15 protein-coding genes are annotated in these 15537 nt (G+C 62.9%); 10 read left to right on the plus strand and 5 right to left on the minus strand.

The features are described 5' to 3' along the window. Positions 1-86: 86 nt before the first annotated feature. The 3 genes from clpP to GE027_RS12750 all read right to left on the minus strand — a co-directional run bounded on the left by clpP (position 87) and on the right by GE027_RS12750 (position 2438). Positions 87-680, minus strand: coding sequence for an ATP-dependent Clp endopeptidase proteolytic subunit ClpP (gene clpP, locus GE027_RS12740; RefSeq protein WP_153557586.1), 594 nt, complete (start codon positions 678-680; stop codon positions 87-89). 107 nt (positions 681-787) lie between these two features. After that, complete coding sequence (locus tag GE027_RS12745) at positions 788-1408, minus strand: ClpP family protease (RefSeq protein ID WP_202617402.1); 621 nt, start codon at positions 1406-1408, stop codon at positions 788-790. A gap of 319 nt (positions 1409-1727) precedes the next feature. After that, on the minus strand, positions 1728-2438 hold the full coding sequence (locus GE027_RS12750) for a hypothetical protein (protein WP_153557588.1): 711 nt from the start codon (positions 2436-2438) through the stop codon (positions 1728-1730). A 334-nt stretch (positions 2439-2772) separates the two neighbouring features. On the opposite strand from GE027_RS12750, the gene GE027_RS12755 reads away from it, so the two are divergent. The 10 genes from GE027_RS12755 (at position 2773) to GE027_RS12800 (ending at position 11444) form a co-directional block, all read left to right on the plus strand. After that, the gene (locus GE027_RS12755; protein ID WP_390621595.1) at positions 2773-4410 is read left to right on the plus strand and encodes a permease; all 1638 of its coding nucleotides are present in this window, start codon (positions 2773-2775) and stop codon (positions 4408-4410) included. A 139-nt stretch (positions 4411-4549) separates the two neighbouring features. Further along, positions 4550-5212, plus strand: a complete 663-nt coding sequence (locus tag GE027_RS12760) for a class I SAM-dependent methyltransferase (RefSeq protein ID WP_162006708.1) — start codon at positions 4550-4552, stop codon at positions 5210-5212. A 239-nt stretch (positions 5213-5451) separates the two neighbouring features. Continuing rightward, on the plus strand, positions 5452-6246 hold the full coding sequence (locus GE027_RS12765; RefSeq protein ID WP_153557650.1) for a thymidylate synthase: 795 nt from the start codon (positions 5452-5454) through the stop codon (positions 6244-6246). Beyond that, positions 6246-6731: a dihydrofolate reductase gene (locus tag GE027_RS12770; protein WP_153557590.1), complete on the plus strand. Its 486-nt coding sequence runs from the start codon at positions 6246-6248 to the stop codon at positions 6729-6731. The genes GE027_RS12765 and GE027_RS12770 overlap by 1 nt, the downstream gene beginning before the upstream one ends. A gap of 301 nt (positions 6732-7032) precedes the next feature. Continuing rightward, positions 7033-7404 carry a 30S ribosomal protein S13 gene (rpsM, locus tag GE027_RS12775; protein WP_153557651.1) on the plus strand — a complete coding sequence of 124 codons (372 nt, stop codon included), beginning with the start codon at positions 7033-7035 and terminating at the stop codon, positions 7402-7404. A 46-nt stretch (positions 7405-7450) separates the two neighbouring features. After that, a complete protein-coding gene (gene rpsK / locus GE027_RS12780; RefSeq protein ID WP_153557591.1) occupies positions 7451-7834 on the plus strand; it encodes a 30S ribosomal protein S11 in 384 nt (127 codons plus the stop codon). 80 nt (positions 7835-7914) lie between these two features. Further along, the gene (locus GE027_RS12785) at positions 7915-8910 is read left to right on the plus strand and encodes a DNA-directed RNA polymerase subunit alpha (RefSeq protein WP_153557592.1); all 996 of its coding nucleotides are present in this window, start codon (positions 7915-7917) and stop codon (positions 8908-8910) included. A gap of 90 nt (positions 8911-9000) precedes the next feature. Next, positions 9001-9693, plus strand: a complete 693-nt coding sequence (locus GE027_RS12790) for a bL17 family ribosomal protein (protein ID WP_153557593.1) — start codon at positions 9001-9003, stop codon at positions 9691-9693. A 270-nt stretch (positions 9694-9963) separates the two neighbouring features. Further along, on the plus strand, positions 9964-10806 hold the full coding sequence (locus GE027_RS12795; protein WP_153557594.1) for a DUF3467 domain-containing protein: 843 nt from the start codon (positions 9964-9966) through the stop codon (positions 10804-10806). Further along, positions 10803-11444: a Maf family protein gene (locus GE027_RS12800; RefSeq protein WP_153557595.1), complete on the plus strand. Its 642-nt coding sequence runs from the start codon at positions 10803-10805 to the stop codon at positions 11442-11444. Before GE027_RS12795 ends, GE027_RS12800 begins: the two co-directional genes overlap by 4 nt. A gap of 52 nt (positions 11445-11496) precedes the next feature. Here the strand turns inward: GE027_RS12800 and GE027_RS12805 are convergent, their stop codons facing one another. Together GE027_RS12805 and GE027_RS12810 are read right to left on the minus strand one after the other, a co-directional pair. Beyond that, positions 11497-12474 carry a CvpA family protein gene (locus tag GE027_RS12805; protein WP_162006709.1) on the minus strand — a complete coding sequence of 326 codons (978 nt, stop codon included), beginning with the start codon at positions 12472-12474 and terminating at the stop codon, positions 11497-11499. Positions 12475-12576: 102 nt separating this feature from the next. Further along, entirely contained in the window at positions 12577-15462 is a 2886-nt protein-coding gene (locus GE027_RS12810) for a BatD family protein (protein WP_162006710.1), read from the minus strand. Between the last annotated feature and the right edge of the window lie 75 nt (positions 15463-15537).

Consider the following 15537-nt stretch of genomic DNA (forward strand, 5'->3'; position numbering starts at 1 on the left):
CGGCGGACACCACAGGCTGGAAGCCTATGCCACAAACGCCACTTCTCCCAAAGTCTGGCGACTTCAGCTACCAGTGGCCTAGGCGCTTACGCCTGTTCGTTGATCGAGCTGACGACTTTGTCGATCAGGCCGTACTCGCGGGATTCTTCGGCGGACATGAAGCGGTCGCGATCGGTATCCTCTTCGATCTTCTCCAAGGAATGGCCCGTGTGCTTGATCATGATGTCGTTCATCTTGCGCTTCACGCGCCGCAGCTCCTCGACATGGATCTGGATCTCGTGGGCGGTACCCTGCATGCCGGCCAGGGGTTGGTGGATCATGATCCGGGCGTTGGGCAGGGAGTAGCGTTTGCCTTTGGTGCCAGCGGTCAACAGGACCGCGCCCATCGAAGCGGCTTGCCCGATGCAGTAGGTGGCCACGTCGCAGGAGACGAACTGCATGGTGTCGTAGATCGCCAGGCCCGCGCTGATGCTGCCGCCGGGGCTGTTGATGTACAGGTGGATGTCGCTCTTGGGGTCATCCGACTGCAGGAACAGCATCTGGGCGACCAGCGCATTGGCGATATCGTCGTTGACCTGTTGGCCGAGGAAGATGATGCGATCCTTCAGCAAGCGGCTGTAGATATCGTAGGTCCGCTCTTCGCGACCGCTCTTCTCGATAACGTAGGGAATCGGAGCCATATTCAGGAACCCTTGTGGTGCGATTTTGTATTGCTAGAGACTTCAGCCGACCCGCCGGTGAGAGCGCCGAGAGCCGACAAACGGGAAGAACCGAAAATGGATCGGGTCTAGATGTCCGCATCGTCGTCGGTTTGTCCCGGCGGTCGATGCAGGATGTCGTCGACCAAACCGTACTCCTTGGCTTTCTCGGCCGGCAGGAAAAAGTCTCGCTCGGTGTCCTTGGCGATCCGCTCGACCGGCTGGCCGGTGGCTTCGGAAAGGATCCCGTTGAGCACATCGCGGTAGCGGAAGATCTCGGCAGCTTGGATCTCGATGTCGCTGACCTGACCGCCCACGCCGCCCATCGGTTGATGGACCATCACGCGGCTGTGCGGCAAGCAGTAACGTTTGCCCTTGGTGCCGCCGGCCAACAGAACCGCCGCACCGCTGGCCGCCTCGCCGACGCAGTAGGTCGCGACCGGACAGGACAGCATCTTCATCGTGTCGTAGATCGCCAGCGTTGCAGTCACACTGCCGCCGGGCGAATTGATGTAGAAGTGGATGTCTTTGCGGCGGTTCTCGCTCTGCAAATACAACAGCTTCATCACCAATTCATTGGCGTTGCCTACGTGGATCTCGCCTTGCAAAAAGACGATTCGGTTTTCCAGCAGCAAATCGCCCAGCGTCATTTGACGTTGGCGTTGATAAGACTGGTATGAATGGCTGTTCCGCAGCACCCCGTCGTTCATCAGACATTCCTCGGGCGGGTCATCAATTAAGTGGTTTCAAGCGTAAGTGTTCGCCATCCTCGGCCGACTGACAAGCCGGGGAGATACGAAATCTTATCCCGCCATCAACCCCGCCTGCTACCGGGCATGGCCACCCTTTTGTCGCTCGGGGCGATCCCGCCGCCTCGGCAGCGATAACTCCGCAGCGATAAAACGCCCAGTTCGACCGCCGCCCAAACACACAGCCCGGGTTGCGAGCGGACTCGCAACCCGGGCAGCGGTAAAATCAGGAGCGTGTTCGATCGAGAGCGTACGCGATCGAGAGCGTACGCGATCGCAATCAGGGGTTGAACGTGTGCACGACCAACGTGCCGGTGTGACGGTCGACCACTTTCACTCGGTAACCACAGGGCCAGCAGTACTCGTACGTCTTGCGGCCCAGCAGGTCGCGGCCCGTCTCGCACTGCGGCGCTGCCACACAGCACGCCGGTACGCACACCTTGACCATCACCGGGCAACACTGACAGGGCACGCTCAGATACGTTTCGATCGTCTCGGTGCAGTCGCAGGGGCACACCGCGGCGGCCAACAGCGGATGGTTCCAGTAGCGGATCTTGGGCGGCTCGCAGCAGGCCGGGGCGGCAGGCGCGTGAGCGTGGTGCGGGTGCGGTGCGCCGCTGGAGTACGGCTGGGCAAAGGCCGGGGCGTACGCCGAAACATCGGCCGAGGGCGCCCCGCCGGAGTAGGCTCTGACGGCCGGATCCGCCTCGTAGGGCACCACGTCGTAGGGCGAAACCGGGGGAGCCGCCGGGGCGTGGGGGCCGTCGACGATCCTCTCGCCCGGAGCGAGAACGACGTCGTCGAGAACGACGTCGTCGAGGGCGGCCTCGCCGAGGGCGGCGGCATCGGCCACGGCGTTTGTCGGCGGGGCCAGTTCCTCGATCGCCAAGACCGAACCGGCGAAGAGCATCGTGGCGGCCAGGGCGACCACCGCGCGGCGCCCCAACACGTTCTTGTCTGTCGTCAAACTCAGGTTCATCAACTTCTTCATCTGCATTCCTCCCAGTCCAGAATGGTTCGAGCTGTTTCCTTGCAACGTTCCTCTTCCTAGCAACGTTCCTCAAGACTAGGTCAGGATTGGACAATTGCGAGCATTCTCGGGATTTTTCTGAAGCGTAGCACGACACTCCGAGTCGTGTTCCGGCTCCGCCTCGGCTGGGACAGCCGAGCTACTTTCGCCGCATCGGCTGCGTTAGAATCGTCGGCGTCGACCGCGGCGCTTGTCCATGTTGTCCGGAGGGCATGCTGCCCCAGCGGTGTTCGCTCCCGCCCCCGCCCCCGCCCCCGCCCCCGCCACCGCCACCGATACAAATACAAAGGCTCTCGTGAACGATTCACCTGTGACCACCGCGCCCCGGTACCGGTGGGCGCGTTCCGGCGATATCAACGCATTCTTTGGCTTGATGCTGGACAACGTGGCCGGATTGATTTTGATGGTCAGCCTGCTGGCCGCCTTTGGTATGCCCGCGGCGTTCGTGGTCGAAACGATGGTGCCGGGCACGGCGTTGGGCGTGCTGCTGGGGGATTTGGCGTTCTTCTATGTCGCCCTGCGGTTGGCTCGCCGCACCGGCCGCGACGACGTCACGGCCATGCCTCTGGGACTCGATACGCCCAGCACCTTCGGGATGGTTTACTTTGTGCTCGCGCCGGCGTTTCAGGACGCCACGGGGCGGTTGCAGATGCCGGTTGCCGAGGCGGCCGTGTACACCTGGCATATCGGGATCGTCTGTGTGGTGGCGTGCGGCCTGTTCAAATTGATCTGTGCTCCGCTGAGCGAACGCGTGCGGCGCTGGGTTCCGCGCGCGGCCTTGCTGGGGTCGTTGGCCGCGATCGCTCTGGTGTTGATCAGTTTCATGCCGTTGATGGAGATCTTTCGGTTTCCCGTTCCCGGATTGATCGCGTTGGCGATCGTGTTGACGTCGCTGATCGGTCGGATCCGTTTGCCGTTGCGACTGCCCGGCACGGTCGGCGCCCTGGTCGTGGCCGGAACGATGTACTACGTGATGGTGACGCTGCAGATGCCGGGCTATGCCCCGCACGAGGCGGTGGAAACCACGTGGATGCCCTCTGGATGGCTGGACGCGTGGACGTTCGCCTGGACGGCCCGGATCGGCGATGCCCTGCCCTACTTGCCGGTCGCCCTGCCCTTTGCGTTGGTGACCGTCGTCGGCGGGATCGACTGTACCGAGAGCGCTGCGGCGGGGGGCGATCAGTATGACACGCGTACGGTCATCGGCGTCGAAGCTGTGGCGACGCTGTTGGCTGGGTTGAGCGGAGGTGTGATCCAGACGACGCCCTACATCGGACACCCGGCCTATAAAGCCATGGGCGGGCGGGCGGCCTATACACTGGCAACCGCCTTGGTGATCGGTTCGGCCGGGTTGGTGGGTTACTTCGGTGTGCTGTACCGCTGGATTCCGGCGCCGGCGGTGTATCCGATTCTGGTGTTCATCGGGCTGGAGATCTCGTCGCAAAGTTTTCTCGCCACGCCCCGCCGGCACTATCCGGCCGTCGCCCTGGCCTGCCTGCCGGCCCTGGCCTTTTTGGCCCTGCACATGCCCGGCCGGATGATGCCCGCCGTGGCGGCCGACCAGGTGGCTGCCGATGTCCAGCGAGATCTGCTGACGATGCGGATGTTGTCGAACAGCTTTATTCTGACCAGCCTGCTATGGGCGTGGGCGTTGGTCGCGGTGATCGACCGGCGGTTGCTGCTGGCCGCCGCCGTGTTCGCCGTAACCGGTGTGTTCACCCTGTTTGGCGTGATCCACTCGCCGGCAACCACCAACAGCGTCGCCCTGCCCTTTGGTCCCCAGGCCTGGGCCGGCATGGTCCTGCCGGCCGAGCATCGCGGATTGGTCTATGAATATGCGGCAGGCTACCTGGCCGTGACGATCCTGCTGTTGCTGTGGGCCAAAGTGCCAGGAGCCTCACGCGCGACCGATCCGCCGCTGCATGACGGATGAAAACCGTCGGGACGCGTTGCCTCGGGGGTTTCGGCCAGCGGCGACGGGCGTTTAAATCATGGGCGGCAAATAAATCATGGGCGGCAAGCGCGGTATCGCGTTTCCCTTTCGATCGTTCCCCGCGGATTGGCCGGCGAGCATGCTGACACGGACTCTCGAACCTGAATATACCGACGACGACCAGGACACCGCGCTGTACGACGCGATGGATCACGCCGAGGTGAACCGTCGCTTTGTCGACGATCTGATCGCCGGCGGCGAGGTGGGACCCGATATCCTCGACATCGGCGCCGGCACGGCCCGGATCCCGATCGAGTTGTGCAAGCGGTTGCCGGACGTGCGCGTGATGGCCACCGACGCGGCGATCAGCATGCTCGAGCGTGCCAAGGTTAATATCGATGTCGCCGGGGTGCTGGACCGGGTGCAACTGGAGCACGCCGACGCCAAGCAGATGGACGAGTTTGCCGACCAAATGTTCGACACGGTGATCAGCAATTCGATTCTGCATCACTTGCCCGAGCCTCGGGTGGTGCTGGAGCTGTCGTTGCGACTGGTGCGTCCGGGCGGCAGGATTTTTCACCGAGATCTGCTGCGGCCGGAGTCGGCCGAACAGGTCGAGCAGTTGGTCCAGCAGCACGCGGCCGGCGAACCGGAGTCGGCCCAGCAGCTGCTGCGGCAGTCGCTGCATGCCGCCCTCTCGCTGGAGGAGGTGCGGGAGATGGCCGGCCGGCTGGGGGTCGACACCGCCGCGATCACCGTGACCAGCGACCGCCACTGGACGCTGGACGCAACAGTGGCATAGGCTTCCAGTGGCATAGGCTTCCAGCCTGTGAAAACAGTGGCATAGGCTTCCAGCCTGTGAAAACAGTGGCATAGGCTTCCAGCCTGTGAAAACAGTGGCATAGGCTTCCAGCCTGTGAACCCAGTGGCATAGGCTTCCAGCCTGTAAAAACAGTACCCCGGCTGTCCCTCCCGACGGCATCAGGCTTCACAGGCTAGAAGCCTATGTCACAGATGTTCGAAAACCCCCCAGACCGTTCGATGCAGAATTATCTGAGCCTGTTGCGTGAGATACTCGAAGAGGGCAGCGTGCGTAGCGACCGCACGGGCACCGGGACGCGAAGTCTGTTTGGGCGGCAGATGCGTTTCGACCTCAGCCGCGGTTTTCCGCTGCTGACGACCAAGAAATTGCATCTGCGTTCGATCATCTACGAACTGCTGTGGTTCCTGCGTGGGGAAACAAACATCGCCTGGCTGAATGAAAAGGGCGTGCGGATCTGGGACGAATGGGCCGATGCCGACGGCGAGCTGGGGCCGGTGTACGGCAAGCAGTGGCGGTCCTGGCCGGCCCCCGGCGGCGAAACGATCGACCAGATCACAGCGGTTCAGCACGCGATCCGCACCAATCCCGATTCGCGGCGATTGATCGTTTCCGCCTGGAACGTCGCCGAGATCGACCGCATGGCATTGCCGCCGTGTCACTGTTTGTTCCAGTTCTACGTGGCCGATGGCCGGCTGAGCTGTCAACTGTATCAGCGCAGTGCGGACGTCTTTTTGGGGGTCCCCTTTAATATCGCCAGCTATGCCCTGCTGACGATGATGATGGCTCAGGCGACCGGGTTGGCACCGGGGGAATTCGTGCACACCTTTGGGGATGTCCATCTTTACAGCAACCACATCGAGCAGGCCCGGTTGCAGCTGGAGCGGGAGCCGCGGCCGCTGCCTGAGATGGTGCTGGAGAACGATCGCAGCAGCGTCTTCGATTTCCAGTACGAAGACTTTCGCTTGACCGGTTACGACCCCCATCCGCACATCAAAGCCCCGGTGGCTGTCTGATGGGCATCGCGGCGATCGTGGCGGCGACGGCCACCGGTGTGATCGGTCGCGACGGCGACATGCCCTGGCGACTGTCCAGCGACCTGCGGCGCTTCAAACAGCTGACGATGGGGTGTCCGATCGTGATGGGCCGCAAGACCTACGATTCGATCGGTCGCCCCCTGCCCGGACGGGAGACGATTGTCGTCACGCGGAATCCAAGCTGGCGGGCCGACGGGGTGGTCACCGCGTCGCCGCAGCAGGCGCTGGAACATTGCCGGGCCCAGCCCGAATCGTTCGTCGTCGGTGGCGCGGAGATCTACCGGCTGATGTTGCCGGCCTGCGAGACGATTTATCTGACCCGCGTCTGGTCGGAGGTCGGCGGCGACACGGTTTTGGACCTCGAGCGGTTTCTCGAGTCGTTCCGCAAGACGTTTGTACAGTCGTTTCCGCCCTCTGCCCGGGACAGCGTGCCCACCGAATTCCAGATTTGGCGGCGAAAATGACGTTTGGGACCAAAAAGAAAAAAATTTTACGTTTTTTTGGGAGCGTCCCCATTGAGCAATTTGGGGACCGACCACTATATTCTTCGCTCTTGATCAGGCGACCACGCGGTGGCAGGTGCTACCGTTCTAGCCGCTGTCTGAGAAAGTGGGTGCGACCGCGTTGCGGTTCCTCGTTGATTTCTCCGCAATCGCAATCGATTCGCGGGCATCGCGACGCGGGGGCACCCCCCTGTTTTCAAACAGCACGTGGCTATGGTCGGAACGAAGGAACCCTTTTGGAGCCTGCGATATGCCCCGTTTGATGGGCGTCGATATTCCCAACGACAAGCAAATCCAGTACTCGCTGACCTACCTGTACGGCGTCGGCCTGCATACGGCTCGCGAAGCTTGCGAGAAACTGGGCATTGATCCCAAGCGTCCGGCTCGTGATTTGGGCGAGGACGAGGTCAGTCGTTTGGCGGCCTTGTTGGAACGCGACTATACCGTGGAAGGACCGCTGCGACGTCAGACGACGCAGAACATCTCTCGGCTGCGGGAAATCAAATCTTACCGCGGCGTGCGGCACCGTTTGGGGCTGCCCGTTCGAGGTCAACGCACGAAAACCAATGCCCGCACCCGCAAGGGTCCCCGCAAGACGGTTGCCGGGAAGAAGGGCGTCAAGGATTTGCGTTAAACCGCAGATTACCTCATACCAGAATATGTATCGGAGAGCCTGTTAGGTGGCAAAGACAAACAAAAAGAAGCGCGTGCGCCGCAACGTGGTCGCCGGCGTGGCCCACATTCACGCGACGTTCAACAACACCTCGGTGACGATCACCGACCCCAAGGGCGATACGTTGTGCTGGGCCAGTGCGGGGACGTGCGGCTTCAAGGGCAGTCGCAAGAGCACGCCCTTTGCCGGTCAGTGCGCCGCCCAGCAAGCCGCCGAGAAAGCGCTGAAGTTTGGCATGAAGGACGTCGACGTTCGCGTCAAAGGACCCGGTTCGGGCCGCGAGAGTGCGATCACCTCGCTGCAGGCCGCTGGGTTGAACGTCAAATTGATCGAGGAAGTCACCCCGATCCCACACAACGGCTGCCGACCGCGCAAGAAACGGCGCGTCTAAGGTTCGTTCTGTGTCCTTCGTGGCGTCAACGGTTTCGCTGCGACCCTCTACCAATCTCAATACAACAGGTTTGAACGACCATGCATATCCGATGGCGTGGCATGGAGTTGCCCAGTACGGTCGAAGTCGACGTCGATTCGCTGACCGAAACCTACGGCAAGTTCGTCGCCGAACCGTTTGAACGCGGCTTTGGTACCAGCGTCGGCAACAGCCTGCGTCGGGTGCTGCTGTCCAGTTTGATGGGCAGCGCCGTGACGCAGATCAAGATCCGCGGCGCCCAGCACGAGTTCACGACCATTCCGGGCGTCCTCGAAGATGTCACCGACATCGTGCTGAACGTCAAGAGTCTGGTCGTCAAGAACAACAGCGAAGCGACTCGCGTGATCACGGTCGAAGCCGACAAGGCGGGCGTGATCACCGGAGCCGACGTGCAGGTCGATGCCGATGTCGAAGTCATCAACAAGAACCACGTCCTGGCGACCCTGACCGACGACGTTCCGTTCATGATGGAAATGGTCGTCGAGAATGGCCGCGGCTACGTGCCGGCCACCGAGCACAGCACGGGCGACCACGAAATCGGGATCATCCCGATCGATGCCGTCTACAGCCCCATCACGCGGGTTCGCTACGAGGTCGAAGAAACGCGTGTTGGTCAGAAGACCAACTACGACAAATTGACCCTGGAGCTGTTCACCGACGGCTCGATCAATCCCGAGATGGCGTTGGTCGAAGGAGCCAAGATCCTTCGCAAACACCTCAACCCCTTCGTCCAGTACCGCGAAGTCGGCCCGAGCGTGTTCTCGGCCAGCCGTGGCGGTGCCGGTTCGGCGGAAGCCCAGTTGGAAGCCAAGTTGAACATGACGCTGGCCGACCTGAAACTGTCGGTCCGCGCCAACAACTGCTTGGAGTCCGAGGACGTCCAGACGGTTCGCGATCTGGTCCAACGCAACGAAGATCAACTGTTAGAAGTCCGCAACTTCGGCGAAACCACGCTGAACGAAGTTCGCGAGAAACTGGCTCAATACGGTTTGCACCTGGGCATGCGGGTTCCCAACAGCAGCGGCTCGATGCCCTAAGCCGCGGGCGCCTGACCCCTTCCCATGGTCCTGCCAGTTGTGGACCATTCACCGTTCAATTCGATCCATTACCGATAAAGAGTTCCTGACATGCGTCACCGACGACGAGGTCGAGTGCTGGGCCGTAGCCCGAGCCACCGCAAGGCATTGTTTAAAAACATGGCCAGCGCCCTGTTCTTGACCGAACGGGATGCCGAGTTCGACGACAATGCTCCGGCCGTCAAGGGGCGGATCATCACGACCTTGCCCAAGGCCAAGGAAGTGCGTCCGTTGGTCGAAAAGTGCATTACGATCGCCAAAAAATCGCTGGCTGCGGCCGAAGAAGCCGAGCAGTACGCGACGGATGCCGAACGCGGTTCGGACGAATACAAGCAGTGGCGAAAAAGCGACGACTGGCGCAAATGGGCCGCCGCTCGGGCACCGGTCGTTAACGCGCGCCGCCGTTGCCTGCAGCTGCTGGGCGACAAGGAAGCGGTCAACGTCCTGTTCGATACCGTGGCAGAGCGCTACGTCGATCGTCCCGGTGGCTACACCCGCGTGATCCGCTTGGCCAAACCGCGTCTGGGCGACGCCGGACAGCGAGCCATGTTGGAACTGGTCGCCGCCGACTACAACGCTTCATCGACCAGCCAACGACCGGCTTTCGATGACGACAGCAGCGACGATTCGCCGGCCGCCGACGACGGCTCGGAAACCGCCAGCGAAGCGGAAACCGAAACGGCCACCGCCACCGCTGAAGCGGACGACGGCGACGAAGCAGCCAAGGACGAAAAAGAGTCCTGATCCGCAGCTGATGCTTCGGCAGAGCAAACATCCAGCCTCTTCGGTTCCCCTTGGGATCGAAGAGGTTTTTTTTCGTCTCGGCCTCCGGAACGCGACCGTCCGGTCACGCCTGGATTGCCGGTCACGCCTGCATGGCCGGTCACGCCTGCATGGCCAGCGGCTCGCGCGTTAGACTCTACAATTCGACCGCCAAACCTCAGAACGCTAAAGCCTTCAAGCCTTCAAGCCTTCAAACTTTAAAACCTTCGCACCGTCGTTTCCAGGAAGACCATGAGCGAGCCAGACAGTCCCCATCCGGCGCCGCAGGGACAACCCCAGTCACAAGCTCTGCGAGCTCGCATACCGGAGCACGTGGCCGAGGGCACGTTCAGCACCGGTGCGATCGTGATGACTGGGCCCAGCGAGTTCGTGTTGGATTTTCTGCAGACCATCGGACGGCCCCATCGCGTCGCCGCGCGAGTCGTGCTGCCGCATAATGTTTTGCCGCAGTTCATCACCGCCCTGCGAACCAATCTGAACCTGTACCAAGAACGTTTCGGTCCCGCTCCCACGCCCCAGACGCCCCCGGCCGAGGGACGTCGTCCTTCGCCACAAGAGATTTACGACGACCTGAAACTGCCCGACGAGATTCTCAGCGGCGTGTACTCCAACGGCGTCATGATCGGTCACGGGGCCAACGAATTCAGCCTGGATTTCCTGACCAGCTTCTTCCCCCAATCCGCCGTCTCGGCACGTATCTATCTGGCGGCCGGACAGGTGCCCCGCCTGCTGGATTCGCTGCAGAATGCGGCCATGCAGCTACAGCAGCGGCAACAGGGTGGCGGAGCCGCAGCGGCACCGGACGCCGGCACGTTGCCCGCGCCCGAGACGCCGGCAAACCCGCCTGGTGACGCGTCGCCCGAGGGCCCCGGCGGTAACGAATCGGGTGCCGGCAACGCAGGTGGTGCCGGCGGGCAGGACCGCGACGAAGGTCCGGACGAGTCGCCGGGGAGTCATGGCGAAGACGGGCCGAATGATCCGCCGCCCGGTGATCCGCCGCCCGGTGATCCGCCGCCTGGTGATCCGCCGCCACCGGGACCGACGACCGGCGGTGGAGGAGGGATCTGGGTTTGAACCACGAGCTGTCGCCCCTGTTCGATAACCTGCCGCGGACCGAGATTCCCGGCGGGTTGCCGTTGGTGTTGGCCAGCGGTTCGCCGCGACGCGCTCTGTTGCTGCGCTGTGCCGGTTACGAGTTCACGGTTCGTCCGGCCGCCGCGGAGGTGGAGTGCGGGATCTGCAGCCGGGAAACGCCGCCGGAGATGGTTGCGCGGCTGGCCTACCGCAAAGCGCTCGACGTCGCGCCCCGCTGTGAAAACACGATGATTCTTGCCGCCGATACCGTGGCCGCCTGTCACGGACGCATCCTGGGAAAACCCGAAGACCGAGCGCATGCCGAAGAGATGCTGCGGCTGCTGCGCGGACGACTGCACAGCGTCTATACCGGCATCTGCCTTTGGGATACCGCCCGCAACCGCTCGCTGGTCGACGTCAGCCATACCCAATTGACCATGGACCCCGTCAGCGACGACCAGCTGCAGGAGTATCTCGACACGCAGCTATGGGAAGGCAAGGCCGGCGCGTTCGGCTATCAGGACGGGGTCGATTGGTTGCACGTCGCCGAAGGCAGCGAGACCAACGTCGTGGGGTTGCCGATGGAGCGTCTGAGCGAGTTGCTGGAAGATTTTCCAGCCAGGTCCATTTCCGTGTAACGACGCGGCAGGACGCTCCGAACCGTGCTGCATCTCGGTTGAGACAGCCGAGCTACTCAAGGCCCTCGGACCGGATCACCCGCTGCACGGTTTCGAGAAACTCCGGCTGATCGACCAACTGCATGACCTTTTGGTGATTCAGCAGCTGGATCGCGCGGTGAGGGTCCAGCGGTCGGTCGCTGTCCAAAATCTCGCGGATCTGTTCGTCCTGTTGAAGCTCCGCGATCGCGGCCCGCACGGCTGTGTTCTGCTGCAACCGAACGACGTCCGGATGTCTTAACAACCCGTCGATCGCGGCTGGGTCTTTCAGCGTCAGCGCGGTGCGTTGCCAGGTTTGAAATTGGGACAGGGCGGGCACGCGTTCAAAAGGATTGTTGTCAGCCACCAGATTGCCCAACTGGCTGGTTTCGATCTGTTGTTTCGCTGCATCGACCCACTGATCAACGCGATGCACCGGAGCGTCCTTGGACGCAGGAGGTTGTCTGTCCGCCGATTGCGGCGCGTGGGGCCGGTCGAGCAACAGTACGCCGCCTATCAGCAGCCACATCGCCAGCACGCCTTGGCCCGCACCCACCACGTAACCGGTCCAGCGGTTCAGTGCATCGGCCCGGGGACGCAGCTCGAACAGGCGGCGAGAGAGCACGACGAACAGCAGCGCGGTGACCGAGGTGATCAGCAATCCGATCGCAGCGATGGCGATAAACCGATTGGTCAGGCCCGTCGTGCCCAGCCACGTGTGAAAGTGCGGCGCGTAGGTCTGACCCAACTGCGGGGCGTACAGGACTGCGAGGGTCATGCCCGCCAGCGAGCCTACGATCCGCAGCAAACCCAAACGGAATCCGCTGATCGCCAGCACGGCCACCACACCTAGCGCGACGCTCAAGACGTAATCGCCCTGGTAGGCGAAGTAGCCGATCGGCGGCAGAAACAGGCCCAGGGACAGCACGGTGATAGGAAACCGAGCCGGATCGGGGACGTGATACTCGTCGTGGTTGCCGTACATCGCGATACCCAACACCAGTCGAACCATGTTTCCAACGGCGGCAAAACGAAATGCCGGCCACACCGCAAACATAGCTCGAAAATGGAGGCGGCGCTTCGGGAACGGGGGCGAAGCATCGCGGTCGTCGGCTTACCAGTGTTCGATATTTGCGGCAGGAACCCAGCCTTCGGTGCCGCCGGGCAGCCGGACGTGTTGCCAGTCGCCCCGCTGTCCCAGGATTCGCAGCGGTCTTCCATCGGCTCGCGGGACGGTTTGTACCGCTTGAAACGATTCGCCGTCGCCGCTGTGCAACGTCGCGGCGTCCACAACAAACACGCCGCGGGCGGAACGTTCCAGGTCACTCGCCAGCAAGCTCAGGCTCAGCAGCGATGCGGCCAGTACGATCGCCGGCGCGAACGCCCACGGCCAAATGGGGACCTGTGAGTTCAGCGCTCGCCAGATCATCAGTCCCCAGAACAGAAAAGAGGCGGTAGCCAGAACCGTGACCATTGTGCCGATGCCAATCCAGCTGAGCACGGTGCGGTTGAACGTTCGCGAGGTCGCGGCGAGCGAATTCCACGACCAGGCGCCCGAGTCGGCCTGGCCGCTGGTATCCGGGCCGGCGTTCACGCGCGACTCGGCGTGTCGCAGCCGCTCCAGCAGGCTACGGTCGTCCGGTGCAAATCGCAGGGCTCGATGGTAACTGGCGATCGCTCGACCCAGCTGGCCGGATTGCAGGTAGGCATTGCCCAGGTTGCCGTACAGCGGGGCGTTTTGGAGACCGCTGTCGACCAATAGCTGATACTTGCGGGCGGCCGTTTCGAACGCTTGCTGTGCTTCCGCCGGCGAGGCCTCCCGGGTCTGCTGGCCTCGCTGATACGCCGCGGTCGCTTCATCGAGGATCGTTTGCTGCTGTGTTTTTTGCAGTTGGGCGGCCGGAGCTACGGCCTTTGTCTGCGCTGCCTGACCGGTTCCGCTGGTCAGCCCGGCCACCGCGATCAGGACGACGCCCAGCGAACGCCGCCAAGGCCGCCAGATGGACGACTGGGCGGCGGAACGACCCTCGGCCAGCCCTCGGCGGAAACGCCGTCGCTGGGCAAAGGCCTGGTCCAGCGTCTCCGCGAGCTCCGCGGCTCGGCGGACGTCGTCGTCTTGGATTGCCGGCGCAGGCGGCGACGCGTCGCTGCTGCGATCCTCGGCAATCCGGAAGGCGCTTGCCGGCTGACGCCGCTGCAGACGCTGAAGAAACGATTCCACCTCCGCGGCGACCGGGTACAGTCCGGCCGCTCGCAATGCCCCGACGGCGTGGGCATCGTCGGGGCAGGCGGTTCGCGTCCGCGTGGCGATGCTCTGACGAAGCGCCGCGGCCAGTTCCGAGGGCCGGTCCGCTCGCCGCAGGTTCGCCACGCAGCGTTGTTTTTCGCTGCGCAGCCGTGGCAGCCAACGACCGACGTGTTCGCGGCGCGAGAGCGTCCAGACGACCAGCCAGGCCAGCGGCGGCAGGATCGCCAGCCACCACCACAGCGTACTCAATCGATAAGGCGAATCGCTTCGCAGCAATAACGCCGGGTCGTGGATGCCGGCCCACGGCGTGGCCGGCGCCGTCGCCTCGTCGGCTTGACTCTCGCCGCTCGGAGCCGCGGGCGTGCCCACGATGGCGTCCAGAGCCAACGATTCGGCTTCGCTGACGATGATCGAGATCGGCGAACTGTGAACGGTGTGAAACTGTTCGTCATCGGGATCGAAGTAGCTGAACGGGATCGGCGGAATCCTGGTGATGCCGGCCCGACGCGGACGGATCGTCGTGCTGAACAATTTGGTTTCGTCCTGCACAAATCCCGCCAAGGATTCGTCGGCGACCTTAAAGTCGGCGGTCAAATCCCGCAACTGTCCCAGCGGCGGAGCCTGGATGCGGTCCATCGGCCCGGTGCCGCTGATCCCGATGTCCAGCGTGATCGGTTCGCCCGCCGCGACGTCTTTGGGACTGGCTTTCACCGCGATTTGGTACCGGCCGACCGCACCGCGATAGTGCTCCGGACGCCCCTCGCTGGGGACCGGCAGCACGCGCGTCGCGTCGACCGTAGCCTTGCCGACCAACAACCGCGTTTCGGCAATCGCCAGTCGGTCTCCAAACGGCGTGCCCCGAGAGCTGCCGGAGAAAAAAGGATCGTCGAAGATGTCCGAGAACGGTGAACGACTGCGGCGGAGCTGTGTGGGATACTGCACCACGATCTCGACGTCGTCCACATCGATCTGACCGGGGTGAGTCGGATAGATGGTGCCGTCGATCTCGTACAGGTAGTACTCTTCGCTTTGCCCTTGCGCGTTGGTGCGGCGAACCATTCGACCGCCCGGCCGGGCGTTGCGCTGAGCCATCTCGCGGAGCCGGTCGGAAAAGCCACCCCAGGAAGATTGACGCGAAATCCGCTGCCACATGTCGGCTTCGGACAACACGACACGGTGCTCGTCATCGCGATACGGTTTCAGCCAGATCTGCAGCGTCAGGTCCAGCGGCTGGCCGACGTACACACGATCCTTGCGGCCTTGAATTTCCACGAACAACAAATCTGATTCCGACGCCGTAAACTCCAACGCCTGAGTGGAAACCGTGCGTCCGGCCACCTCCACCTCAAGCGGCGGGATGCGAAACGTACCTTCGCGATGTGGCGTGACCAGGTAGTTCAGCGTCACCTGAATGTCTTCGCTGCGGCGGCCGTTGATCACCATCACCCGACGACTCTGCGAGGGAGGTCCGGCCGAGCGAATCGTGCAGTCTTCCATCTCCGGCAACTCCGGCGCCTCGTAGTCCTGAGCGTCCTGGATCACAATCCGCAGCACCAGCGGCGAGCCGACGTAGGCCTCAGTATCGGACAGCGAAGCACGCACATCGGCGGCCGGCGCCGAACGCAGGCCAGCGAGACCCAGCACCAACGCCAACGGTAGGAGTACCCGCCAGGGACGGGAGTTGTGCAGCGGTAGCTTCGACTTGTTCAACCACATGGTTCTTGGTTCGTCCTCCGTTGCATCAAGTGGCATAGGCTTCCAGCCTGTGAGAGTAGCACGGCTCTCCGAGCCGTCGCATCTGTTCTGTCTCGGCTGGGACAGCCGAGC

This window comes from Roseimaritima sediminicola (assembly GCF_009618275.1).
Classification (GTDB): domain Bacteria; phylum Planctomycetota; class Planctomycetia; order Pirellulales; family Pirellulaceae; genus Roseimaritima; species Roseimaritima sediminicola.